This window comes from Streptomyces sp. AK08-02 (assembly GCF_033795085.1).
Classification (GTDB): Bacteria; Actinomycetota; Actinomycetes; order Streptomycetales; family Streptomycetaceae; genus Streptomyces; species Streptomyces echiniscabiei.
This window is the reverse complement of sequence record NZ_JARAZV010000022.1, coordinates 135,337-158,338: the sequence shown is the minus strand read 5'-3', so window position 1 is coordinate 158,338 and position 23,002 is coordinate 135,337. Positions and strand designations below refer to the sequence as shown.

Sequence of the window (23,002 nt, the reverse complement as noted above, 5' to 3'; positions counted from 1 at the left end):
ATGAACATCAGGCCGCATCCCTCAGTCGCGGGTTGACCAGGAGGTAGAGGATGTCGATGACCAGGTTCACGACCACGAATCCGGTCGCCGTCGTCAGGACCACTCCCTGGACGACCGCCGGGTCGCCGTTCTTCACGGCGTCGATCATCAGTTTGCCCATGCCGGGGAGCGAGAAGATCGTCTCGATGACGACCGCGCCGCCGAGCAGGTAGCCGACGCGCAGGCCAAGCACCGTGAGCGGGTTGATGAGCGCGTTGCGCAGCACGTTGCGGCCCACCACCACCCTCGGTGGCAGGCCGCTGCCGATCGCCGTGCGGACGTAGTCCTTGTCCAACTCCTCGACCACCGCCGTACGGACGATCCGTGTGAGCTGCGCGGCGACCGGGAGGGAGAGGGCGAACGCCGGAAGGGTCATCGTCTTCAGCCAGCCGGTGAAGGAGTCGGCCGGGTTGATGTAGCCGCCGGTCGGGAACCAGCCCGCGTCGACGGCCAGGTACTGGATCATCAGCAGCGCCAGCCAGAAGCCCGGGGCCGCGACCCCGGTGAGTGACACGACGCGGATGATCTGGTCGGGGAGACGGTCCCGGTAGATGGCCGCGGTGACCCCGCCCAGCAGGGACAGGACCACCGCGATACCCAGTCCCAGGAAGGTGAGTTGGAGGGTCAGCGGCAGGGCGGTGGTGACCTGGTCGAGCACCGGCGCGCGGGTCAGCGCGCTGATGCCCATGTCGCCGTGGAGCAGGTCGCCGATGAAGTGGAAGTAGCGGACGATGAACGGATCGAGCAGGCCGTTCTGTTCGCGGAAGTCGTGCAGTTGCTGCGGGGTCGGGTTGGCGCCCTGGAAGAACGCGGACGCCGGGTCGACGTCCGAGAACCGCATGACGAGGAACACGAACAGCACGATGCCGAGCATCAGCGGGACGAGCAGAATGATCCTGCGGGCCAGGATCCTGGCGATGGCGACCACGTTCGAACTCCCGAACTCCCGTACCGCAGGGGCTATTTGGTGGTGAGCGGACCCACGCCTAGACCCACTTGGCCTGGAGGAGGTTGATGCCCGGGTACGGCTGTGCCCTTATGCCCGTGAGCTTCTTCGGGTCCCAGGCGGTCATCAACTCGTTGTGGACCACCGGGTAGAGCACGGCCTCCTCGGCGACGATGTCGATGTAGTCCTGGATCATCGCCTTCTTCTTGTCCGGGTCGGGCTCCTGCGTCGCCTGGTCCATGTCCTTGAAGAGCTGCTTGGCCACGGCGCTGTCGGCCCAACGGGCGTAGCCCATCCAGAGGTTCTGCGGCCCGTAGTTGTAGTGCATGATCAGGTCCGCGTCGAGGCCGAACTGGTTGGGGTTCGAGGCCGCCGACACGACCTGGTAGTCCTGCTTCTGGTCCATCTTCGTGAACACCGCGGTGGTTTCCTGCGGGTTGAGGGTCGTGTCGACGCCGATCGCGTCCCAGGACGCCTTGATGGTGGGCAGGCAGTCGACGATCCAGCTGACGTTCACGGACAGGATCTCGATCTTCAGCCCGCTGACCCCGGCCTCCTTCAGGAGCGCCTTCGCCTTCTCCGGGTCGTAGTCGTAGACCGACTTCGCGGGCCGGTAGCTGGGGTTGGCCTCGTTGAGGAAGGACGAGGACGGCTTGCCGTGGCCCTTGAGAGCCACCTGGACCATCTTCTCCGTGTCGATGGCGTAGTGCAGCGCCTGGCGGACCCGTACGTCGTCGAAGGGCTTGCGCTTGGTGTTGAACATCAGGAACAGGTTGTTCATCCCCGCCCCGCCCTGGACGTCCATCCCCCCGCTCTTGAGCTGCTGGATGTTCGCGTACGGGATGTTGTCGGCGATCTGCGCGCCGGCACTGGACCCCGAGATCTTGGCGACGCGGGGCGCGGCATCCACTATCGTCATCCAGTTCATCTTCTTGAAAGCGGCTCTGCGCGGCCCGTTGTAGGCGGCGAACGCCTCGAACGTCGTGTTCGACTTCGGGTGGTGCGCGGTCTGACGGTAAGGCCCCGAGCCGATCGCCTTTCCCTTGATCGCGTCGTCCCAGCCGCCCGGCTGGGAGAAGACGTGCTTGGGCATGATCTTCGCCAGGGTGAGCCGGGAAACCCCTTCGGGGAAGGGGAACTTCAGCACCAGCTCGACATTCTGCGCGTCGACCTTTTTCACTTCTTTCAGCCAACTGGCGAAAAACCCCTTGGCGAGTGTCTGGGTGTTCGGATCGAGGATTCGATCGAATACGAAGACCACGTCGTCGGCGGTGACCGGCTTTCCGTCGTGGAAGGTCGCCCCGGCCCGCAGCGTGAACTTCCACGAGGTGCTGCTGAGGTCACCGGGGACCGCTGTGGCGAGCGCGGCGTACGGCTCGCGGGAGATCGGGTCGGTGTCGAGCAGGCCCTCGTAGATGTGGTTGTTGGCCGCCATGGAGAAGGCGGAGGCCGTCTGCGTGGGGTCCCAGCTGCCGTCGTTGCCGTAGCCGATCACGGCCGTGAGCGTGCTGTTCGCGCCTCCGGCGCCGCCCCCGGTGTCGTTGGTGGACTCGGGCCCGGACGAGCAGGCCGACAGCGAGGAGGAAATGGCGGCGGCGGCACCCAGCGCGCCGGTGTACTTCAGAAACGACCGGCGGTGCGGGGCGGTCGATACAGCGGCGGTTACGTCGCGGGTCACGTCGCGCACGATTCCTCCAGCGGGGTGGGGTCCGAAAAGGTGAGGAGATACGACGTCCTACGTCATAGGGGGCAGCGCGACCATAAGAGGGGCGGTGGGGCCGGTCAAGAGATCGCACACGAATGGCGTATCTGCCAGAGGTGCGACCAATGACGATATGAAATTCGACCCGGTTGGAGTTGCGGGTGAGCCGAGGTGGACTCGAGAGCGCGTCAGGGTTTGTTCAATTCATGGCAGTTGGATTCTGATATGCCTGGAGGTGGGACGTGGGATGTCCGGCGAGCGTACGATGCGCCGCATGTCTCAGGAGTCCGGGAAGCGACGCCGGCCCGAGCGGCGGGTGAGCGGCCAGGTCCAGCGCGAGGTCATGCAGCTGATCCTCGACCGCAAACTCCGGCCGGGCGCACCGCTGCCCACCGAGGTCGAGCTGATGCGGGCCCTCGGCGTCAGCCGCAACTCCGTCCGGGAGGCCCTCAAGGCGCTCCAGGCCCTCGACATCGTGGAGATCAGGCACGGCTACGGCACATACGTCGGACAGGCGTCGTTGACGCCGCTGGTCGACGGACTGACGTTCCGTACGCTCGCCCGCCACGACGGGGACGGAGCCGCGCTCGCCGAGATACTCCAGGTCAGAGAGGTACTGGAGGACGGGCTCATCCGGCGGGTCGCGGCGGTGCTGTCCGACGCGCAACTGGACCGGCTGGAGTCGGTGGTCACCCGGATGGAGGAAGCCGGACGCGCGGGCCGGCGCTTCCCCGAGCTCGACCGCGATTTCCACGAGGCGCTGTACGGGCCCCTCGGCAACGCGCTCGTGCCGCAGCTGCTCGGCGCCTTCTGGACGGTGTTCCGCCGGGTCTCGGGCGCCCGGGGCTGGCACGACGACCCCGAGCCGGAGCTGACGGCCCGTAGGCACCGGGACATCGTGACGGCGCTGCGCGCCCACGACGTGGAGGGCGCGCAGCGCGCGTTGGCCGTCCACTTCCGGGGGATCGAGGCGCGGGCGGCGCAGGAGTCACGGGGCGTGGGCTGAGCGACGGGGGGCGCCGACCCCTGTGCGGCGCCCCCCGTCACTTCCCCGCCTCCGCGTGGAGCTGGTTGCAGAGCTGGCTGTGGCTGTGGTTTCGGTCTACGGGAGCGTCTTCTCGTACATCGCGTCGTTGTCCGAGTCGTAGACGACCTTGCCCGTGTTGTCGTACCCCTTGACGTGCGGAGCCAGGGTGACCTGCTGGTCGAGGGTGCCGGAGGCCACGAACCAGCCGTGGTCCAGGGCGGCCTCGCTGGTGCTGCCGCCGTAGGAGACGGTCACGCGGGTCACGTTGGACTCGACCCGGCCGATGGAGCCCCAGCGGAACGGGAGTTTCCAATTGCCCTTGTCGATGAACGACTGCCGGTCGAGCTTGCCGTTGTCGTCGGGCATGACCGGACCGCCGTTGTCGAACTTCAGGCCGCCGACAGTGGAGTTGAGGCCACTTGCCTTGCCGTCCTTGATGTTGCAGACCAATCGGACCAGCTGCGGCTGCTTCTTCTGCTGCCGGACGGCGACGACGTAGTGACCGTCGCCGGGGGCGTTGGAGTCGCCCGTGCTGTTCATGGCCAGAATGATCCGGTAGTCGGCGGCGTCGCCCAGATCGTCCCGTCGCATCTTTGGGGGCAGGGCCTTCTCGCTCTCACGGTTGTACGCGAGGCACTTCTCCAGGCCGTCCGACGCCTGCGCCAGTGTGATCCCGTCGAGGAGCTGGCCCGGCGTCGCCGGTCCTGCCGGTCCAACGGGCCTGGACTGTACGGGATTTGGCACCGACCCCTGCGAGGAACTGGTCGACGGCAGTGGCGCGGCGGTGTTCACGGTGTCGTCGCCGCCGTTCCCGTTCAGCGCGTACGCACCCACCGGCGCCGCGGTCAGGGCGACCAGGATCGCGCCGGCCGCTGCCACCCGTCGGCGCCGCTCGATCGTGCCCTTGCGGCGGATCTCCGGATACGGCGCCGACGAGGGCCGGATGGTGTAGGCGTCCTCCGCCATCATTTCGCGCACCTGTGTCTCGAAGTCCTTCCCGTGTTCGTTTCCCACGTGCTGTCCTGCTTCTCGTGACTGTTCCGCCCGCTCGGGCTGCTCCGGCTGTTCCGGCCGCTGTTCCTCGTTCACCGGACGCCCTCCCGCACGGGTGACGTGTGACTGGGCTCGGGGCGGCCCACGACCTGTGCCAGCCCCGGATACGCACGCAACTTCGCCAGCCCCTTGGACGCCTGGCTCTTGACCGTGCCCTGGGAGCAGCCGAGGGTGTCGGCGACCTCGCCCTCGGACAGGTCCTCCCAGTAGCGCAGGACCACCACGGCCCGCTGTTTGGGCGGGAGTTGGGCGAGAGCCCCGAGCAGGGCGCTGCGTTCGTCGGCCCACGAGACCGCTTCGTCGCGGCCCACCACGTCGGGCGGGGCGTCGGTCAGCGCCTCGCGCACGCGCCGCTTGCGGAACCGGTCACTGTTGCAACTGACCAGCATCCGGCGGACGTACGCCTCCGGATTGTCGGTGCGCGAGACCCGCCGCCAGGAGCGGTACGCCTTGGCCAGCGCCGTCTGCGTCAGATCCTCGGCGTGATGGGCGTCGCCGGTCAGCAGATAGGCGGTCCGTACCAGATGGGACCACCGCGCTCTGACGAATTCATGGAACTGGGCCTCTTGTTCGGCCTGCATCAAGTACCCCCTCGCCCACCAGACCACCGTTTCTCCGGAATCGGTTGCCCGGGTTCCGGGCTCGCGTTCGAATGTACGGATGGACGAGCGGGGAGACGCGAGGACGGGTGGCCGTGCCGACGGGGGATGGGGTGAGGGAGACGCGGGTGTCCTGAGGTTGCCGTCCGGCCGCCTGGTCAGGGGGCGCGGCCTGCGCCACCCCCTCGATCCGGCGGCGCCGGTCCCCTCGTACGCCCTCTACCTCCTCGGTGGTCAACCCCCCCCGGTTCCATGGGAGTTCCGCTGGCTGCGCTGGCCCGACTTCCGGCTCCCGAAGGATCACGTGGACGCCCGCGCGGCCCTGGTCGAGGCGTGGGAGCGGGCGGCGGACGAGCGGGTGGAGGTCGCCTGCGGGGGCGGGCGGGGGCGTACGGGGACGGCGCTCGCGTGTCTCGCGGTCCTGGACGGGGTGCCGGCGGGCGAAGCGGTGGCCTATGTGCGGGCGGGATACGACCGGCATGCCGTGGAGACGCCCTGGCAGCGGCGGTACGTCAGGCGTTTCGCGTGAGACGGGCGGTGTGTTTCGAGACGCCCGGTCCTCAGCCGAGCGCTTCTCCCAACAGCCGTGCCGTCTCGGCGACCAACGGATGGTCGGCGGCCGCGCCCTGGGCGGGCTTCGTCGTCTGGACGGCCAGGACGAGTGGGGTGCCGTTCCGCGTCCAGGCGATGCCCACGTTGTTGTTGGTGCCGTAGGCGCCGGCGCCCGTCTTGTCGGCGATCGTCCAGGTCGGGGGCAGGGCCAGGCGGAAGCGGTTGCCGCTGGTCGTGTTGGTCAGCAGCCAGTGGGTGAGGAGTTCGCGGTCCGGGCGGTTCAGGACGTCGCCGAGGACCAGTCGGGCGTACGTCCGGCCGATGGCGTACGGCGTCGTCGTGTCCGTGATCCGCCACGGCTCCGCCGAGTTGAGCTCGGTCTCCCAGCGGTCGAGGCGGGTTGCCCGGTCGCCGACGGAGCGGGCGAAGCGGGTGATCGCGGTGGGGCCGCCCAGTTCACGCAGGAGCAGGTTGCCCGCCGTGTTGTCGCTGAACCGGATGGCCACGTCGGCGAGTTCGGCCACCGTCATGCCCTCGGCGAGGTGCTTCTCGGTCTCCGCAGAGCCGTCGACCAGGTCATCGGCCGTGTAGTGCACGCGCTTCGACAGGACTTCGCCGCCGCGGTCCAGGTCGCGCAGTACGGCTGCCGCCGCGAGGGTCTTGAACAGCGAGCAGACCGGGAAGCGTTCGTCGGCGCGGTGGCGGATCGTCTGCCTCGTGCCGAGGTTGTGCGCGAACACGCCTACTCGGGCGCCGTGTCGGGCTTCCAGGGCGTGCAGTCGGGCGGTGATGTCCGGGTGGTGGCCGGAGGTCGAGGCGTGCGCGGTCGCGGCCGGTGTCAGCAGGGTGGTGGTGGTCGTGGCGCCGACGGTGAGGGCTGTGAGGAGGGTGCGGCGGGTCGGCCGGAAGTTCGCGGGGTCCAAGATCTCGGTTCTCCTTCGGTCGGGTTCGGATGACGATCCCTGTAGTGATCGACTTCCCTTCTCATACCTTGGTTGCGGTGCCGTAGACCTTCGGGGGACGGCGTGTTCTTCCCGGGCTCGACACAGTGAGGGCATGGAGAAGACCAGGAGCACAGGGATCAGCGGGGCCAGCGGGGTCTGTGGGATCAGCCGGGCGCGGTTCCTCGCCGGTACCGCGGCCGTAGGGCTCACCGGAGCGTTGCTTCCGGCGGCCGGGGTGCGGGCGATCGAGAAGGCCGTCAGGAACCGTCCGGGAGAACCGAGTTCGCCCTGGCACTGGCAGCCGAAGGAGGCGTTCCACGCACTCGCCCGACGGTATGCCTGCGGGTAGGGGGGAGATGACGGCAAGCGCCTCCCGACGGAGTTGACGCACAGGGCCCGGCGGGGGCGGAGACCGCTCGTCAGACGTCCCGCCGGTCCACGACCACCACCGCCACGATCCCCGCGACCACCGCCCAAGCTCCGAAAGCCACCCAACTGCCCGTCACCGTCGCCGGATAGAAACGGGGGTAGATGATGTGCGAGTTGTGCCCGTACGACATGTCCACCAGGCGGGTCCACGCGTTGAACGGCAGCACGTCACGGATGGCGGCAGTCCAGCGGTAGCGGTCGGTGATGAAGGCGGGCAGGAGCAGCAGCAGGACGGTGACGGCCACCATCGTCGTCGCGCTGTGCCGGATCGCCGCGCCCAGGCACATTCCGGCCAGTGCGCATACCGGAGCCAGCAGGGCCGACGCGACGACCACCCGCCAGGCGCCCGGGTACGAGAGCGGCACGTCCGCGTTCCGGCCGGACAGGATGGCCTGCGTCGCCGCGAACGATGCCCCGGCGACGAACGCTCCGTACGCCGTCATGACCGCCGTCACGACCGCCAGTTTCGCCGTCACCAGTGCGCGGCGGGCCGGCACCGCCGCGAACGTCGTACGGATCAGGCCGGTCCCGTACTCGCCGACGAGCGTGATCGCGCCGATGCTCGCCGCCGCGAGGATGAGGATCATCGCGGCGCCGGAGGTGAACGCGTCCCGTAGGGCCAACTCCGCATTGGCATCCCGCATCACGGGCGTCATGCGCTCGAAGTCGGCGAAGTGGACGCGAGCGGAGTTGGCGTTGAAGGCGATGATGGCGAGGGCGCTGGCGCCGAGTGCCCAGTAGGTCGAGCGCAGCGACCAGAGTTTGATCCACTCGGCGCCGAGAAGGTCTGTGAAACGGGCGTCCGCGCTGGTCGTCATCGACATGGTCCTCTGGTTCATCGGTGGTCTCCCGCCAGGAACTCGGCGCTGTCGGCGGTCATTTCCATGAAAGCCGACTCCAACGAGGCACGCTGTGAGGTCAGTTCGTGGATCGGAAGGAGGTGCCGCAGGGCGAGGTCGCCGATGCGCTCAGGGCTGATCCCGGACACGGTGAGACCCTGCCCGCCGTACGACGTCACCTCGGCGCCCTCCGCGACGAGCACCGTCTCCAGTCGCCCGGGGTCAGGTGTCCGGACGTGCACGGACGTACGTGTGCCCCGTGCCGCGAACGCCTTCAGGGGCTCGGCGGCGATGAGGCGACCTCGGCCGATCACCACCAACTCGTCGGCGGTGTGCTCCATCTCGGACATGAGGTGGCTGGAGACGAAGACGGTGCGCCCTTCCGAGGCGAGTCGCCGGAACAGTCGCCGCACCCACAACACGCCTTCCGGATCAAGGCCGTTGAGGGGCTCGTCGAACAGCAGGACCGGCGGATCGCCGAGCAGGGCGGTGGCGATTCCGAGGCGCTGTCGCATGCCCAGCGAGTAGCCGCCGACTCGGCGCCCGGCCGCCGAACCGGCCAGTCCCACCTCCGCCAGAACCTCGTCGACCCGCCCTCGCGGGATGCGGTTGCCGCGCGCGAGGGACGCCAGATGGGCCCACGCGGTGCGTCCGCCGTGCACATCGCCCGCGTCGAGGAGCGCGCCGACGTGACGTAGTCCGCGCGGATGTCCGCGGAAGGGCTCACCGTTCACGGTGGCGGTTCCGCCGCTCGGCTCGATCAGGCCCAGCAGCATGCGCAGGGTGGTGGTCTTGCCGGCGCCGTTCGGGCCGAGGAAGCCCGTGACGTGCCCCGGACGGACGGTGAAGGAGAGGTGGTCGACGGCGGTCGTCGTCCCGTAACGCTTGGTGAGTTCTTCGACTTCGATCACCGGAACACCGTCCCGCGGCCGTCCCCCTTCCTGCATCGCTCCGGGGCCGACACCGCGACCCGACCGCTGTCGACCCAGGTTGTACGTCCACAGTCCGATGCCCGTCCCCGACCGCGCGCCTACGATCGGCACATGCCCGCCGACTCGCCGCCCCTTCTCAAACGCGTCCCACCGAGTGCCTGGACGGCGTTCGCCTGGTGCGCGGGCACGCTGTTCACGTACCTCGCGCGCGTTCGGCTGCCTGGCGAGGTGGCGCCCGATCGCTGGCCGGCGGTCCAGCTCTACCGCTGGGACGGTCTGGTGCTCCTGGTCCTGGCCACCGCGCTCGCGCTCGCCGGTGCCGCTCTTCTGTCCCGCCGTCCGCTGACGGCCGTGTGCCTGCTTCTGGCCGCCGCTGTCTTCGAGACGACCAACCTGGCGGCGGCGGAGATCCCGCTGGCCCAGTTCCTCGCCGTGCAGACCGCCGTGTACTTCATCGCCGCCTGCCGCCCCCGCCGTACCGGAGTCGTCGCCGTCACCCTCTCGGTCGGTCTGCTCGTGGTCTATCTGGCCACCCGTGTCAGCGCGGGCTGGGCCGTCGGCACCTCGGCCGAACTCGCCGTCGCCCTGGTGACGTTGATCGCCTGGCTGCTCGGTGACGCGGCGCGCCGCAGCCGTGCGCACGCCGAACAGCTCGCCGCCCGTACCGCGGAGCAGGCGGTGACCGCCGAGCGCCTGCGCATAGCGCGGGAGATGCACGACACGGTCGCCCACAGCATCGGCATCATCGCCCTCCAGGCCGGCGCGGCGGCCCGGGTGGCGGCGACCCGTCCCGAGGCCGCGCGGGAGGCGATGTCGGCGGTCGAGCGCGAGGGCCGGGAAACCCTGGCGGGCCTGCGCCGCATGCTCGTCGTACTGCGGCACGCCGATCGGGGGGCCGGCGGCGGTGAACAGGCGTCGCCCGCGGTCGGGTTGGCCGACGTCGAGCGGCTCGCCGCCGTGACGAGCGCCGCCGGTGTGCGTGTACATCTGCGGTGGGAGGGTGAGCGGCGTGAACTGCCCCCGGACGTCGACCTGTCGGCGTTCCGCATCGTGCAGGAGTCGGTGACCAACGTCGTACGCCACGCCGAGGCCCGGTCCTGCCGGGTCACCCTCGACTACCGCGCCGACGACGCCCTCGCCATCGACGTCACCGACGACGGCCGGGGCCGGGGGAGCCGCACCGACACCGGGTTCGGGTTGGTCGGCATGCGTGAGCGAGTCGCCCTGCTGGACGGGGAGTTCGAGGCCGGACCGCGTCCTGGGGGAGGCTTCCGGGTGGCCGCTCGGCTGCCGGTTCCCCGGGCCGCCACGCTTCAGGTGGCGGGCCGATGACCATTCGGGTTCTGCTCGCCGACGACCAGCAGCTGATCCGTACAGCGCTGAGCATGGTCATCGCCGACCTGCCGGACATCGAGGTGGTGGGCGAGGCGGCCGACGGAGAGGAAGCGGTCGCCCTGGCCGGCCGACTCGCCCCGGACGTGGTGGTGATGGACCTGCGTATGCCGGGCACGGACGGCATCGAGGCGACCCGGCGCATCACCCGGGGGGCCGGGACGGAAGGCACCCGGATCGTCGTCCTCACCACCTTCGACGACGACGATCACGTCTACGGGGCGCTACGCGCGGGCGCGTCCGGGTTCCTGGTCAAGGACATGGCCCTGGACGACATCCTCGCGGCGATCCGCTGCGTGGCCGCAGGGGACGCCCTGATCGCGCCCGGCGTGACCCGCCGGCTGATCCAGGACTTTGTCGCCAGTCCCCAACAGCGCGTTCAGCAGGCGGAGTTGACGATGATCACCGATCGCGAACGCGAGGTGCTCACCCTTGTCGGCAGGGGCCTGTCCAACACGGAGATCGCCGCCGAGCTGTGCATCAGCGTGGCCACGGCGAAGACGTACATCACCCGACTGCTGGCCAAGCTGGACGCCCGCGACCGCGTCCAGCTCGTGATCACCGCCTATGAGGCGGGGCTGGTGTCCGCCACCGAGCGCAGGTAGGCGCCCAGGCGGGCGATCGCCGACGGGTTGCGTGGGCTTTCGACGAGGTCGACGTAGTCGAGGACGAAGACGCGCTTGTGCTTGACGGCGGAGACGTTCTTCAGCGGGGGGTACGACAGCAGGAAGTCGCGCTTCTGCCTCGCGCTGACGTCCCCGTAGTCGCAGATGACGATGACGTCGGGGTCGCGTTCGACCACCGTCTCCCAGCCCACCGTCGTCCAGGAGTCGTCGAGGTCGTTCATGATGTTGACGCCGCCGGCCTTGCTGATGACCTCCTCGGGGGCGGCGTAACGCCCGCTGGTGAAGGGGGAGTCCGTGCCGCTGTCGTAGAGGAACACCTTCGGGCGCGCTTTCCCTGTGGGGGCCTTCGTCGCGACCGCCGCGACCTCCTTCCTGAAGCCCGCGATCAGGGCCGCGGCGCGCCGCTCGACGCCGAAGAGCTTTCCGAGGTTGGTGAGGTCGGTGTAGAGGGCGTCCAGCGGCGGCATGATGCCGCGCGAGGTCTTCGTACGGCCGTTGCGGCAGGACTCGGTGAGGATGTACGAGGGGATGCCGAGCTTCTTCAGGGCGTCGGGCGTGAAGCCGTTGTCGTCGCGGAAACCGTAGTTCCAGCCGGCGAAGACCCAGTCGCCGCGGGCGTCGAGGACGTTCTCCTTGGTGAGTTGCTGCTTGGACAGCCACTTCACCCTGTCGTAGCCGTCCTTCCAGGGCACGCCGGTCAGGTCGCCCTTGTCGTCGGGCATGGCGAACCCGGCCATCCGGTCCTCCAGGCCGAGCGCGAACATCAGCTCGGTGATCCCGACGTCGTTCGTGACGACCCGCTCCGGAACCCTGTCGTAGGTCACCGACCGGCCGCAGTTGGTGAGGGTGACGGCGGACGAGGACGCCTTCGCCGACGGCTGCTTCTCCACGGTGGCACCGCAACCGGTGGCGAGAAGGGAGACGAGGGCGGCGACCGCAACTGGCTTGCGCATACAGGTGGTTCCTTACGGGGAGGTCTCGTGCGAGGCGGGAAGCAGATCGAAGAGCAGCTGTACGGCGCCCGTCTCCGGATGCCGTACGGGATGGGCACGCACCCCGAACACCTCGGCCAGTAGGGCGGGTCGGAGCACCTCGTGCGGCGGGCCCGAGGTGACGACCCGGCCCCCGGCGATGACGTACAGCAGATCGCAGTGGGCGGCGGCGAGGTTGAGGTCGTGCAGGGCGGCCAGCGCGGTCAGGCCGCTGGACCGGACCAGGGACAGGACATCCAACTGGTGTGCGATGTCGAGGTGGTTGGTCGGCTCGTCGAGGACGAGGACGCGCGGCTGCTGGGCCAACGCCCTCGCGATGAGCACGCGTTGCTTCTCGCCGCCCGAGAGTGCGAGGAAGCCGCGGTCGGCGAGGTGCGTGACGCCGGTGCGTTCCATCGCGGCGGAGCGGATGTCCTGGTCCCCGGCCGCCGTACGCCCCCGGTGCGGCAGCCGCCCCATCGCGACCACCTCGGCGACGGTGAAGTCGAACTCGGCGGACGACTCCTGGGGCAGCGCGGCCAGCACCCGGGCGGCGGCCCGGGGCTCCATGCCGTGGACCTCCACCCCATCGAGCAGCACCGCGCCCTCCGTCGGCCGCAGCGCCCGGTACACGCACCGCAACAGGGTCGACTTACCGCTCCCGTTGGGCCCGACGAGCCCCACGAACGCTCCGCTGTCCACCCGCATGGTGATGTCCTCGACGAGCCGTGCGGCCCCCGCGTCGACCGACACACCCTCCACATCGAGCCGCATCGCTCACCGCCCCCCGAAGGCGTAGCCGCCGCGTCGCATCAGCAGCAGGAACGCCGGCACGCCGACCACGGCGGTGATCACCCCGACGGGCAGCTCGGCCGGCGCGAGCAGCAGCCGGGACAGTACGTCGGCCCAGACCAGCAGTACGGCCCCGGCGAGCGGCGCGACCGCCAGGACCCGCCGGTGATCGGCGCCCACGAGCATCCGTACGACATGCGGGACCATGAGCCCGACGAAGCCGATGGCCCCGCTGACGGCGACGACGGTGCCGGTCACGGCGGCGGTGACGAGGAACAACTCCCGCCGCAGCCTGGTCGGTTGGACACCGAGGGCGGCGGCCGTCTCGTCCCCCATGGCGAGCGCGTTGAGCGACTCCGCGCGCCGGGCGAGCCACGCCCACCCCGCGACGACCGTCACCGCGGCGATCGGCACCTGCGCCCAGGTGGCCCCGCCCAGGCTCCCCAGCAGCCACATCATCGCCGATCTGGCCGCCTCACCCCGGGCCGCCCCGAACACCATCACGGTGGTGACGGCCTCGAAGCCGTACGCCAGCGCGGTCCCGGTGAGGATCAGCCGCAGCGGGGTGAGCCCGTGATCGGGGGACCGGGCGACCGCGTAGACGAGCATCATGGCGGCGAGCGCGGAGGCGAAGGCGGACACGGACAGCGCCCACACCCCGAGCCCGGCGAACGCCCCCAGCAGGATCACGGCGTTGGCCCCCACGGCGGCACCGGACGAGATCCCCAGCACGAACGGATCGGCGAGCGCGTTGCGCACCATGGCCTGCACGGCCACCCCGACGGCCGCGAGCCCCGCCCCGACGACGGCGGCGAGCACCACCCGGGGCAGCCGAAGTTCCCAGACGATGGTGTAGGAGGCGACGTCCTCGACACGGATGGTCCCTCCGGTGACCCCGTCCCACAGGAACCGGAACACCTGCCCCCAGCCGATCCCGGACGCCCCCAGCCCGACCCCGCACAGCAGGGAGAGGAACAGGAGCAGAGTCAGCCAGGCGGCCAGCGGCAGGACGGGTATTCGGCGCACGGTCGGCGATCCTTCGCCTCGGCTCGCAGTCCACGGCGAGCGGTCACAGGGGCACGCGCACCGTGGGTGATCGGGCTCGCACGCCGAAGTCCTGGCCGCACCAGGGGCGTACATACCGTTGCGGGTCAGCGCCGGAGTCTCACCGGACTTCCCCCATGGGACGCGCCGCGAGCGTAGCAAACGCACCCGGACCGGCCGATTCCCGGTCGTCCTCGCGGGCGGCGGGAAAACTTTTCACAGCCGACCGTTTATGGATCACAACCGTTCGAGCCGTCCGACCGTCTGTGATGAGCGTGAAGACGCGAACAGGCTTGCGAGCAACTGCGCGGCCAGCCAAGGAAGTAACCGAGGAAGTAACCAAGGAACCGACCACGCGACACGCCACGCGGCAACCGATTGCGCGACCCCTCGCGCAATCGGCCGACGGTCCCGCGCCGCGGCTCGACATCCAGGGGCTGCGTGCCGTGGCCGTGTCGCTCGTCGTCCTCAGCCATGCGGGCATGCCCTGGTTCGGCGGTGGCTATGTCGGCGTCGACGTCTTCTTCGTCATCTCGGGATTCCTCATCACCTCCCTGCTGATACGGGAGTTGACCAAGAGCGGCGGACTGTCGATCCGCAGGTTCTACGCCCGCCGTGCGCTCCGGCTCCTCCCCGCGTCGACACTCGTGGTCGTCACCACCCTCGTCGGCTCCTGGCTGTTCCTGTCGAGGGTCCGCTTCGAGGAGTACGCCGGGGACGCGCTGAGCAGCGCGCTCTACGCGGTGAACCTCCGACTGGCCGCCGGCGGCACGGACTACCTGGCGGAGGGGAGTCCGCCGTCCCCCTTCCAGCACTTCTGGTCGCTGGCGGTGGAGGAGCAGTTCTATCTGCTGTGGCCGCTGCTGCTCCTCCTCACCTGGCGGCTGGGGCGCGGAAGGCGCGGGCTGGTGGCGATACCCCTCGCCGCGCTCTGTCTGCTGTCCTTGGCCCTGAGCGTCGCGGTGACGCCGAGCATGCCGTCCTGGGCGTACTTCGGCTCGCACACCCGGTTCTGGGAACTGGGCGCCGGCGCCCTTCTCGCCCTGTCCGCCGTGCGACTTCACGGGCTGCCCGCCGGACTGGCGGCGCCGATGACCTGGACAGGCCTGGCCTGCGTAGCCGTCGCGGCGACCAGCTACGGCAACGACACCCCGTTCCCCGGGTACTACGCGCTGCTGCCGGTGCTCGGATCGCTCCTGGTCCTGGCGGGCGGCTGCGCCCCCTCGCGTCATGACGCCCAACTGCTCCTGGCCAGGCGGCCGTTGGTCTGGCTGGGCGGCCTGTCGTACGGCTGGTATCTGTGGCACTGGCCGCTGCTGCTCATCGGCCCCGTGGCGCTGGGCAGACTCCCCGAGACCACCGGCGTCTGGCTCTCCCTGCTGTTCGGCGTGATCGCCCTTCTGCCGGCCTGGGTGACCCTGCGGCTGGTGGAGAACCCCGTACGCTTCCACTCCGCGTTCCGTGGCCGCCCGGGCCGCGCGCTGCGGCTCGGGACGGCACTGTCGGCGGGCGCCGCGCTGATCGCCGCAACGGGGTACGCGTTCCCGCCGTCGATCGACTCGGGCAGACCCGCACCCCGGCTGCGGCAGGAGCTGGCCGCCGCGCCGGACCCCCAACTCCGGCTGAGCCGGCTCCTGGAGACCTCGGGCACGAGCCTGCCCGGCAATCTCGCCCCGCCCCTCCCCGAGGTCAAGTCGACCCGGTCGGCGGTCTACCGGGACGGCTGCCATGTGGCGTACGAGAGCACGAGCACCCCGCCGTGCGAGTACGGGGACCCGGCCTCGGACAAGGTCGTCGTCCTGTTCGGCGACTCCCACGCGGCCCAGTGGTTCCCGGCGCTCAACCGCCTTGCCAGGGAGCGGAGTTGGAAGCTGGTGTCGCTCACGAAGGCGTCGTGCAAGGTGGCGGAGGTGACCCTGCGCCGGTCCGGCGGTCCGTACGCGGCCTGCGACAGGTGGCGGGCCAGGGCGATCACGAGGATCAACGCACTGCGCCCCGACCTGGTGATCGTCTCGTCCTCCGACGCGGGCGACCCGATGTATCCGGAGTCCGACCTCGTCCAGCAGTGGACCGACGGATTCCGCAGGACCTTCGGCGCCCTCACACGATCCGGCGCCCGGGTGACCGCACTGCTCGACACCCCCTGGCCCAAGACGGACGCCGTGGACTGCGCCGCGCTCTACTCCCTACGCCTGGACCGGTGCGCGAACCACCTTCCCGACGCGATCCGGGACCCGTCCAGGCGACAGGCGACCGAGGCGGCGGCAAGGGCCTCCGGCCCCTCCGTCTCGGTGATCGACCCCACCCCCTGGCTGTGCACCGGCGCCGGCGACTGCCCCGTCCTCGTGGCGGACACCATGGTCTACCGCGACACCAGCCACCTCGCCGAGGCGTACGCCGAGAGCATCGCGCCGGTGCTCGGGAGGCGGTTGGACGAGGACGGGGGCAAGAAACGGGGTCGGTAGCCGTTCAGGAACGCCCGGTATCTCCCCCGGCGGGGCCGAAGTAATGCCCCGCTCCCAGGTCCGCCGACAGCCCGACACCTTCCGGCCGCCACCCCAGACCTTCGCGGGTCACCGCGCTCGACGCCGGAAGGTCCAGGGCGAAGAAGTTGCCCAGCCAGCCGAAGTGGTCCTGGACCTCCTCGCCCGGCACCGACCTCACCGGCACCCCCAGCCCCCGCCCGATCGCCTCGGCGATCTCGCGCACCGGGACGCCCTCCTCGGCGACCGCGTGCAGCCGGGTACCCGCGGGTGCCGACTCCAGCGCCAGCCGGAACAGGCGGGCGACGTCGAAGCGGTGGGCGGCGGCCCAACGGTTGGCGCCGTCGCCCGGGTAGCCGGAGACGCCCTTGTCGCGGGCGATGTCGACGAGACGCGGTACGAAACCGTGGTCCCCCTCGCCGTGCACGGACGGCGGCAGCCGTACGACCGACGTCCGCACCCCGCGCTCCGCGAGCGCCATCATCGCCGTCTCGGAGGCGAGCCGGTACATGTGGGACTTGGTGGGGTCACCCGGATTGTCCTCCGTCGCCACGACACCCGGCGAGAAGGCGGTTCCGGAACAGATGAGAAGGGGCCGGCCGGACTCCGCCAGCGCCTCGCCCAGCGTCTCCACGGCCCGCAGGTCGGTCCGGGCGGCGTCCGCCATGTCCTTGAAGTCATGGACGTACGCGGTGTGGATCACGCCCTCCGAGGCCGCCGCCCCCGCGCGCAGACTGTCGAGGTCCTCCAGGTCACCCCGGTAGACCTCGGCCCCGGTCTCCTTCAGCAGGGCGGCGGACTTGTCCGAGCGGACCATCCCGACCACCTCGTGACCCGCGCCGAGCAACTCCCGTACGACGGCGGACCCGACGAACCCGCCCGCGCCGGTGACGAACACACGCATGATGAACTCCCCTTGAGTGCCGACCTGTTGATGTCGGCCGGTGTGCTTTCAGCGTGCGCGCGGGGTTCGTTCGGCGTCCAAGACCTGTTCCGGAACGCGCAATACGTTTCAAGCATCACAGCAGTTCAGAGTGTTTGTACGGGGCTACGGTGCCCAACTACCTGGTTACGCTTGCCACATGACCGACTCGCAGCCCGCCCCACCACCCGCCTCGCCGCCCGGAGGGCAAGGCCCCGATCTCGATCTGCGCCTGGTGCGCTACTTCACCGTGGTCGCCGAGCACCTGCACTTCGGACGCGCCGCCGAGGCCCTGCGCATCGCCCAACCGTCCTTGAGTCGCCAAATCAGGAGGCTGGAGAAGGAGTTGGGCGCCCGACTCCTGGACCGCACCCCGCAGGGCAGCCGACTCACCGAGGCCGGTGAGGTGTTCCTGCCGCATGCCAGGGCGCTGCTCCGTACGGCCACCCGGGCCGCTTCCCAGACCCGCGCCGCCGCCGAGCCCAGCCGTCTGGTCGTCGGCTATACCTCGAACCTCATCGTGACTCCGGCCGTACGGGAGCTGCGGCGCCGGCACCCGGACGCCGACGTACGAGCCCTGCACCTGAACTGGGACGAACCCCGCACCGCGCTGCTCGACCACCGGGTCGATGTCGTGTTCGCCCGACTCCCGCTCGCCACCCAGGAGTTGGAGGTGACCGTCCTCTACGAGGAAGCCCGGGTCCTGGTCGTTCCGCTCGATCACCGTCTCGTCGGCAAGGAGTCGGTCACCCTCGACGACATCGCCGACGAGCCGTTGCCCCGGGTGCGGGAGGACGCGGCCTGGAACGCCTTCTGGCGTATCGATCCGCGTCCGGACGGCAGCCGTGCACCGGAGGGTCCGCTTGTCAGGGCGATGGAGGACAAGTTCGAACTCATCGCCGCCGGACAGGCGGTGGCCATAGTTCCGGGGGGTCTGGGCATGGAACGGCTCCGCCCCGACCTCACCACGATCCCGGTGCACGGCATCGACCCGAGCCATGTCGTCCTCGCGACCCGGGCGGACGACCGCAGCCGCCTGCTCGCCGAGTTCCGGAAGGTGGCGCGGGCCCTGCTGACAGGCGGCAGTTGAGCATCAGGACTCAGCCCGCGGGCCACCCCGGTACCGTCGGCAGCACCTGCGAGGCGAGCCAGACCAGTGTGCGGCCGTCGGGGGGCAGGTCGTCCTGGCGCCAGATGGAGATCTCGTACGTACCGCCGCCGTCCTTGGGGTCCTTGGCGACCATGAGGTTGCGTGAGACGCCCCCGGGGCCGGTGGAGCCCTTTCCGTCCTTGAAGACGATGCCGAGGGTCCGGCCCGAGTAGAGGAACGCCCTGTGGCCCAGGACCGTTTTCGGCTCTCCCGTTATGGACAGGGACTCGGAGTCGACGATGTCGGAGACCGAGATGTCCTCGGACTCCGTGAGCTTCACCGAATAGCCGTCCAGTTGGACGGTGGCCTCGGGGTCGGTGGTGATGACGTCGGACTTGTTGCTGACCTGGCGTTCGTTGCTGTAGGCGCTCAGCGCACGGTCGTTGGGCGTGCCGAGAAGCTGCGGCAGGTCCGGGCGGTTGAGCGCCTCGCACAGTTGCACACCGGAGACGGGCTTCGACAGCGGCTTGTCTTCGTCCGAGCGGGAGCACGAGGCGGGCGCGCCGCCGGTCTCGGAATCGGGCTGGTACTTCGCCATCACCCAGAAGCCCACCGCGATGCAGGCGACCACCAGCAGCGCGGACACGACCTGCGCACCCTCGCGCATGCCCTTCTCGGCTGTGACCGGCCCAGCCGTCGGTCCGGCCGCCGCTTCAGCCGCTTCAGCCGACTCGCCCGAGCCGGCCGATTCGGCGGATCTGGGTTCGTCGATGTCGTTGGTCATGTCCCCCACCCCGAAGGTCCTCCACACACGCGATCGCGCCCGATGCGGCGCGCGCCGGGGGAGCCTAACCATGAGATCTCCGGTTTTGGAAGCGCCGGAAGCGCTCCAGCGGCTGAAAACGTGCGCTCGACCGGATGGATCCCGGCTGGACATGGTCATTTCAAGCCGTTGTTTTGGCATTCTCATGACAATCGAAGGCACGCAGTGCCACGCTGCTGCGGAAGTTCACCATTCCTTCACACCCGCATCACGCGGGGCATCCCCACTCACCCCACCCACCCCCACCTCCTTTCACCCGCATGCCGTGCAGCGCTCCGGACCGGCCGCATCCCGTCGGTCCGCCCCCACACGTCGGTCCCCATCACGGGCCGACCGTCGCACAGAAGGAGAACCCGTTGCCCCGGCGACACCGCCCCACCCTCCGGCGCAGACGTGCCACCGCCCTCACGCTGACGACCATCGGCACCCTGCTGGCCCTGGGAGTTCCCAGCGGCATCGCGACCGCGGCCCCGGCCCCGGTCGGCAAGGGCCCGGCCAAGATCACCGCCGTGCCTCGCGCAGGAGCCGCCGCCACGCCCCTCTCGGCCGCCCGCCGCGCCTCACTGATCAAGACCGCGCAGACCGCGTCCGGCGCCACGGCCCGTCAACTCGCCCTCGGCGCCCAGGAGAAGCTCGTCGTCAAGGACGTCGTCCAGGACGCCGACGGCACCACCCACACCCGCTACGAGCGTACCTACGCCGGACTGCCCGTCCTCGGTGGTGACCTGGTCGTCCACCTCAAGAGCAACCGGACCACCGTTTCCAAGGCGAGCGGGGCGACCCTCACGCTGCCGACCCTCACCCCGAAGCTCTCCGCGACCAGCGCCAACGGCAAGGCGCTCGTGGCGGCGAAGGGCGCCGACGTCACCGACACCGCGACCGAGCGCGCGCCCCGCCTCGTCGTCTGGGCCGGCGCGACCAAGCCCGTTCTGGCCTGGGAGACGGTGGTCGAGGGCACTCAGCCGGACGGTACGCCCAGCGAACTCCAGGTCGTCACCGACGCGAGCACCGGCAAGCAGATCCTCGCTGCCGAGAAGGTGCACACCGGCGAAGGCACCGGCCAGTACGTCGGCACGGTCCCCCTCGGCAGCACCCTCTCGGGGACGACGTACCAGCTCACCGACGGCGCCCGCGCCGGGCACAAGACGTACGACCTGAACCAGGGCACCTCCGGCACCGGCACCCTCTTCACGGACGACAACGATGTCTGGGGCAACGGTCTGCCGTCCAACCGCCAGACCGCCGGTGTCGACGTGGCCTTCGGTGCCGCAGCGACCTGGGACTACTACAAGGACGTTTTCGGCCGCAACGGCATCCGCAACGACGGTGTCGCCGCCTACAGCCGGGCCCACTACGGCAGCAGCTACGTCAACGCCTTCTGGCAGGACAGCTGCTTCTGCATGACCTACGGCGACGGCTCGGGCAACACGCACCCGCTGACCTCGCTCGACGTGGCCGCCCACGAGATGAGCCACGGTGTCACCGCCGCCACCGCCAACCTGACCTACTCGGGCGAGTCCGGCGGTCTCAACGAGGCGACCTCCGACATCTTCGCCGCTGCCGTCGAGTTCCACTCGAACCTCGCCGCCGACCCCGGTGACTACCTCGTCGGCGAGAAGATCGACATCAACGGCAACGGCACGCCGCTGCGTTACATGGACAAGCCCTCCAAGGACGGTTCCTCCCGCGACAGTTGGGACTCGTCCCTGGGCAGTGTCGACGTCCACTACTCCTCGGGCCCGGCGAACCACTTCTTCTACCTGCTCTCCGAGGGCAGTGGCGCCAAGACCGTCAACGGCGTCGCGTACGACAGCCCGACCTTCGACGGCCAGGCCGTCACCGGCATCGGCATAGACAACGCCGCCGCCGTCTGGTATCGCGCGCTGACGACGTACATGACCTCGTCGACCAACTACGCGGGCGCCCGCACCGCCACCTTGTCGGCCGCGGCCGACCTGTTCGGCGCCTACAGCCCCACCTACCTCGCCGTCGCCGACGCGTGGGCCGCCATCAACGTGGGCAGCCGGATAGCCCTCGGCGTCAACGTCGCCCCGATCGCCGACCAGACCAGCGGCGTCGGCCAGGCGGTCAGCCTCCAGGTGGACGCTTACACCACCAACTCCGGTTCGGCGCTGACCTACGAGGCCACCGGCCTGCCCGACGGCCTGACCCTCAGCCCGAGCGGTCTGATCTCCGGGACACCGACCACCGTCGGCTCCAGTGACGTCGCCCTCACCGTCACGGACGGCACGGGCGCGTCGGTCACGGACACGTTCACCTGGCGGATTGCGAACATCTACGCCAGCAGCACCCGCGTCGACATCCCCGACAACGGTGCCGCCGTGGAGTCCCCGATCACCATCGGGGGCCGTGACGGCAACGCGTCGGCCACCACCTCGGTGTACGTCAACATCGTCCACACCTACCGCGGTGACCTGACCGTCGACCTGGTCGGCCCCAACGGCACCGTCTACTCGCTCCTCAACCGGAGCGGGGGCTCGGCCGACAACGTCGACCAGACCTTCACGATCAACGCCTCGGCCCAGCCCGTCAACGGCACGTGGAAGCTGCGCGTGCAGGACCGGGCGTCGATCGACGTCGGCTACATCCAGCGGTGGCAGCTCACTCCCTGACCCCAGGGGTCAGACGCCTGCGCCGATGAACTCGGCCCAGGCGAGCGCGCCAATAAGCAGTACGGGCCCGTCCGAGACCTTGCTGTCTCGGACGGGCACCACTCCGGGGACTCCGTCGGCTACTTCGACGCAGCTCCCGCCTTCGCCGTTGCTGTAGGTGCTTTTGCGCCAGCGGGCGGCGCCCACGAAGTCGTGCGCGACCTCTACGCATTCGCCGCCCTCGCCGTTGCTGTAACTGCTCTTGCTCCAGATGGCGTTGGTCAGGTCGTACTCGCGCATCGTCTGTAGTCCTCAGCGGCCGATTCGATCAGGGCGAGGGACGCCTCGGGCGAGAGTGCGGCGCCCCTTAGCAGATCGTATGCGCGCTGCGCCCGCTTCACCACTGCCGGATCGTCAAGCAGATGACCCGAAAACGAGGTCTCTGTATAGAGGGTTGGTGGCGCGTCCTCGAACTCCATGAGCTGCACCATCCCGCCCATGGAGGCGAAGGCTCCCGCCGAGTAAGGGACCACGGTCACCCAGGCTTTCCGCTCCCGGGCGAGCGCCACGATGTGCTCCAGCTGCTCGGCCATGGCCGCCGGCCCGCCGACCGGTGTGCGCAGGGTGTTCTCGTGCAGGATCGCCCAATACTCGGGCCTTGTAGCGTCCTTGAGGATGCGCGACCGTTCCAGTCGGGCGCCTACCTTTTCGTCCACGTAGTCGTCCGTGACGAACGGGTTGGCCGCGAGTGTGACCGCCCGAGCGTAGGCGGCCGTCTGGAGCAGGCCCGGGATCACGGTCGGCGCGAACTGGCAGATCTTCGTCGCCGTCCGCTCAAGCTCCACAACCGCCGCGAAGTAATCCGCGTACCGCTTGTCGTCGATGAGCTTGCGCCAGGTTCGTTCGAAAAAACCGGCGGTTTGTAGGATGTCGTCAATCCGCATCGCCACATCCAACTGCGGCTTCCGAATGGCCTGCTCGAACTGCCCGATGTAGCCCCCGGAGACGAAGACCATCGCCCCCAACTCCACCTGGGTCAATCCCGCCTCCTCCCTCCGCCGCTTCAACTCCGTTCCGAAGAACTCCCAGGCCGCCTGCCGTTGCGAACCATTGGCCATAACCGAACCGAACCCCCTTCGACTGCACCGCCGTTGCTGCGCCCAGAGCCTTCCGAGTGTAGGCACA

22 protein-coding genes and 1 riboswitch are annotated in these 23,002 nt (G+C 69.7%); of the genes, 8 read left to right on the top strand and 14 right to left on the bottom strand.

The features are described 5' to 3' along the window. Window positions 1-7: 7 nt before the first annotated feature. The gene (locus PV734_RS38320) at window positions 8-967 is read right to left on the bottom strand and encodes an ABC transporter permease (protein ID WP_319093400.1); all 960 of its coding nucleotides are present in this window, start codon (window positions 965-967) and stop codon (window positions 8-10) included. Between the two features lie 58 nt (window positions 968-1,025). After that, window positions 1,026-2,672 (bottom strand): ABC transporter substrate-binding protein, encoded by a 1,647-nt coding sequence (locus PV734_RS38315; RefSeq protein ID WP_319294011.1) that lies wholly within the window; start codon window positions 2,670-2,672, stop codon window positions 1,026-1,028. Between the two features lie 289 nt (window positions 2,673-2,961). Between PV734_RS38315 and PV734_RS38310 the strand changes: the two genes are divergently transcribed. Then, window positions 2,962-3,693 (top strand): FadR/GntR family transcriptional regulator, encoded by a 732-nt coding sequence (locus PV734_RS38310; protein ID WP_319093398.1) that lies wholly within the window; start codon window positions 2,962-2,964, stop codon window positions 3,691-3,693. A 96-nt stretch (window positions 3,694-3,789) separates the two neighbouring features. Here PV734_RS38310 and PV734_RS38305 read toward each other — a convergent pair whose 3' ends face one another. Both PV734_RS38305 and PV734_RS38300 read right to left on the bottom strand, forming a co-directional pair. Then, window positions 3,790-4,728: a hypothetical protein gene (locus PV734_RS38305; protein ID WP_319093397.1), complete on the bottom strand. Its 939-nt coding sequence runs from the start codon at window positions 4,726-4,728 to the stop codon at window positions 3,790-3,792. Between the two features lie 71 nt (window positions 4,729-4,799). Beyond that, window positions 4,800-5,348, bottom strand: a complete 549-nt coding sequence (locus PV734_RS38300; protein WP_319093396.1) for a SigE family RNA polymerase sigma factor — start codon at window positions 5,346-5,348, stop codon at window positions 4,800-4,802. 79 nt (window positions 5,349-5,427) lie between these two features. Here PV734_RS38300 and PV734_RS38295 point away from each other — a divergent pair, with 79 nt between their 5' ends. Beyond that, window positions 5,428-5,895: a protein-tyrosine phosphatase family protein gene (locus PV734_RS38295; protein WP_319093395.1), complete on the top strand. Its 468-nt coding sequence runs from the start codon at window positions 5,428-5,430 to the stop codon at window positions 5,893-5,895. 31 nt (window positions 5,896-5,926) lie between these two features. On the opposite strand, the gene bla is transcribed toward PV734_RS38295, so the two are convergent. Further along, window positions 5,927-6,841: a class A beta-lactamase gene (gene bla / locus PV734_RS38290; protein ID WP_319294009.1), complete on the bottom strand. Its 915-nt coding sequence runs from the start codon at window positions 6,839-6,841 to the stop codon at window positions 5,927-5,929. Window positions 6,842-6,974: 133 nt separating this feature from the next. On the opposite strand from bla, the gene PV734_RS38285 reads away from it, so the two are divergent. Continuing rightward, window positions 6,975-7,211 carry a hypothetical protein gene (locus PV734_RS38285; protein WP_319294045.1) on the top strand — a complete coding sequence of 79 codons (237 nt, stop codon included), beginning with the start codon at window positions 6,975-6,977 and terminating at the stop codon, window positions 7,209-7,211. Between the two features lie 70 nt (window positions 7,212-7,281). Here PV734_RS38285 and PV734_RS38280 read toward each other — a convergent pair whose 3' ends face one another. Both PV734_RS38280 and PV734_RS38275 read right to left on the bottom strand, forming a co-directional pair. Continuing rightward, a complete protein-coding gene (locus PV734_RS38280; protein WP_319294007.1) occupies window positions 7,282-8,130 on the bottom strand; it encodes an ABC transporter permease in 849 nt (282 codons plus the stop codon). Continuing rightward, window positions 8,127-9,041, bottom strand: a complete 915-nt coding sequence (locus PV734_RS38275) for an ABC transporter ATP-binding protein (RefSeq protein WP_319294005.1) — start codon at window positions 9,039-9,041, stop codon at window positions 8,127-8,129. The genes PV734_RS38280 and PV734_RS38275 overlap by 4 nt, the downstream gene beginning before the upstream one ends. Window positions 9,042-9,173: 132 nt before the next feature. Between PV734_RS38275 and PV734_RS38270 the strand changes: the two genes are divergently transcribed. Further along, window positions 9,174-10,394, top strand: a complete 1,221-nt coding sequence (locus tag PV734_RS38270) for a sensor histidine kinase (protein WP_319093389.1) — start codon at window positions 9,174-9,176, stop codon at window positions 10,392-10,394. After that, on the top strand, window positions 10,391-11,059 hold the full coding sequence (locus PV734_RS38265) for a response regulator transcription factor (RefSeq protein ID WP_319093388.1): 669 nt from the start codon (window positions 10,391-10,393) through the stop codon (window positions 11,057-11,059). Before PV734_RS38270 ends, PV734_RS38265 begins: the two co-directional genes overlap by 4 nt. Here the strand turns inward: PV734_RS38265 and PV734_RS38260 are convergent. From PV734_RS38260 to PV734_RS38250, 3 genes are read right to left on the bottom strand one after another with little or no spacing between them, the layout of a single operon-like run. Beyond that, window positions 11,020-12,033, bottom strand: coding sequence for an ABC transporter substrate-binding protein (locus tag PV734_RS38260; RefSeq protein ID WP_319294002.1), 1,014 nt, complete (start codon window positions 12,031-12,033; stop codon window positions 11,020-11,022). The genes PV734_RS38265 and PV734_RS38260 overlap by 40 nt on opposite strands. 12 nt (window positions 12,034-12,045) lie before the next feature. Next, window positions 12,046-12,825: an ABC transporter ATP-binding protein gene (locus PV734_RS38255; protein ID WP_319294000.1), complete on the bottom strand. Its 780-nt coding sequence runs from the start codon at window positions 12,823-12,825 to the stop codon at window positions 12,046-12,048. A 3-nt stretch (window positions 12,826-12,828) separates the two neighbouring features. Then, window positions 12,829-13,869: an iron ABC transporter permease gene (locus PV734_RS38250; RefSeq protein WP_319293997.1), complete on the bottom strand. Its 1,041-nt coding sequence runs from the start codon at window positions 13,867-13,869 to the stop codon at window positions 12,829-12,831. Between the two features lie 64 nt (window positions 13,870-13,933). Continuing rightward, window positions 13,934-14,023, bottom strand: a riboswitch (cobalamin riboswitch). A gap of 310 nt (window positions 14,024-14,333) precedes the next feature. Here PV734_RS38250 and PV734_RS38245 point away from each other — a divergent pair. Next, window positions 14,334-16,352, top strand: coding sequence for an acyltransferase family protein (locus tag PV734_RS38245; protein WP_415924333.1), 2,019 nt, complete (start codon window positions 14,334-14,336; stop codon window positions 16,350-16,352). A 4-nt stretch (window positions 16,353-16,356) separates the two neighbouring features. On the opposite strand, the gene PV734_RS38240 is transcribed toward PV734_RS38245, so the two are convergent. Next, entirely contained in the window at window positions 16,357-17,274 is a 918-nt protein-coding gene (locus PV734_RS38240; RefSeq protein WP_319093383.1) for an SDR family oxidoreductase, read from the bottom strand. Window positions 17,275-17,452: 178 nt separating this feature from the next. On the opposite strand from PV734_RS38240, the gene PV734_RS38235 reads away from it, so the two are divergent. Beyond that, the gene (locus tag PV734_RS38235) at window positions 17,453-18,382 is read left to right on the top strand and encodes a LysR family transcriptional regulator (protein WP_319293995.1); all 930 of its coding nucleotides are present in this window, start codon (window positions 17,453-17,455) and stop codon (window positions 18,380-18,382) included. Window positions 18,383-18,392: 10 nt separating this feature from the next. Here PV734_RS38235 and PV734_RS38230 read toward each other — a convergent pair whose 3' ends face one another. Continuing rightward, on the bottom strand, window positions 18,393-19,166 hold the full coding sequence (locus PV734_RS38230) for a DUF6215 domain-containing protein (protein WP_319293993.1): 774 nt from the start codon (window positions 19,164-19,166) through the stop codon (window positions 18,393-18,395). Window positions 19,167-19,561: 395 nt separating this feature from the next. Between PV734_RS38230 and PV734_RS38225 the strand changes: the two genes are divergently transcribed. Beyond that, complete coding sequence (locus tag PV734_RS38225; protein WP_319293991.1) at window positions 19,562-21,838, top strand: M4 family metallopeptidase; 2,277 nt, start codon at window positions 19,562-19,564, stop codon at window positions 21,836-21,838. A gap of 9 nt (window positions 21,839-21,847) precedes the next feature. On the opposite strand, the gene PV734_RS38220 is transcribed toward PV734_RS38225, so the two are convergent. Continuing rightward, on the bottom strand, window positions 21,848-22,117 hold the full coding sequence (locus PV734_RS38220; RefSeq protein ID WP_319293989.1) for a DUF397 domain-containing protein: 270 nt from the start codon (window positions 22,115-22,117) through the stop codon (window positions 21,848-21,850). After that, window positions 22,099-22,935: a helix-turn-helix transcriptional regulator gene (locus PV734_RS38215; protein WP_319293987.1), complete on the bottom strand. Its 837-nt coding sequence runs from the start codon at window positions 22,933-22,935 to the stop codon at window positions 22,099-22,101. The genes PV734_RS38220 and PV734_RS38215 overlap by 19 nt, the downstream gene beginning before the upstream one ends. Between the last annotated feature and the right edge of the window lie 67 nt (window positions 22,936-23,002).

Bases quoted from the DNA above. Each gene is read 5' to 3' on its own strand.
- PV734_RS38310 (WP_319093398.1), top strand. From the start codon at position 2,962: ATGTCTCAGGAGTCCGGGAAGCGACGCCGGCCCGAGCGGCGGGTGAGC.
- PV734_RS38300 (WP_319093396.1), bottom strand. From the start codon at position 5,348: ATGCAGGCCGAACAAGAGGCCCAGTTCCATGAATTCGTCAGAGCGCGG.
- PV734_RS38295 (WP_319093395.1), top strand. From the start codon at position 5,428: ATGGACGAGCGGGGAGACGCGAGGACGGGTGGCCGTGCCGACGGGGGA.
- PV734_RS38285 (WP_319294045.1), top strand. From the start codon at position 6,975: ATGGAGAAGACCAGGAGCACAGGGATCAGCGGGGCCAGCGGGGTCTGT.
- PV734_RS38280 (WP_319294007.1), bottom strand. From the start codon at position 8,130: ATGAACCAGAGGACCATGTCGATGACGACCAGCGCGGACGCCCGTTTC.
- PV734_RS38270 (WP_319093389.1), top strand. From the start codon at position 9,174: ATGCCCGCCGACTCGCCGCCCCTTCTCAAACGCGTCCCACCGAGTGCC.
- PV734_RS38265 (WP_319093388.1), top strand. From the start codon at position 10,391: ATGACCATTCGGGTTCTGCTCGCCGACGACCAGCAGCTGATCCGTACA.
- PV734_RS38260 (WP_319294002.1), bottom strand. From the start codon at position 12,033: ATGCGCAAGCCAGTTGCGGTCGCCGCCCTCGTCTCCCTTCTCGCCACC.
- PV734_RS38255 (WP_319294000.1), bottom strand. From the start codon at position 12,825: ATGCGGCTCGATGTGGAGGGTGTGTCGGTCGACGCGGGGGCCGCACGG.
- PV734_RS38240 (WP_319093383.1), bottom strand. From the start codon at position 17,274: ATGCGTGTGTTCGTCACCGGCGCGGGCGGGTTCGTCGGGTCCGCCGTC.
- PV734_RS38235 (WP_319293995.1), top strand. From the start codon at position 17,453: ATGACCGACTCGCAGCCCGCCCCACCACCCGCCTCGCCGCCCGGAGGG.
- PV734_RS38230 (WP_319293993.1), bottom strand. From the start codon at position 19,166: ATGACCAACGACATCGACGAACCCAGATCCGCCGAATCGGCCGGCTCG.
- PV734_RS38220 (WP_319293989.1), bottom strand. From the start codon at position 22,117: ATGCGCGAGTACGACCTGACCAACGCCATCTGGAGCAAGAGCAGTTAC.
- PV734_RS38215 (WP_319293987.1), bottom strand. From the start codon at position 22,935: ATGGCCAATGGTTCGCAACGGCAGGCGGCCTGGGAGTTCTTCGGAACG.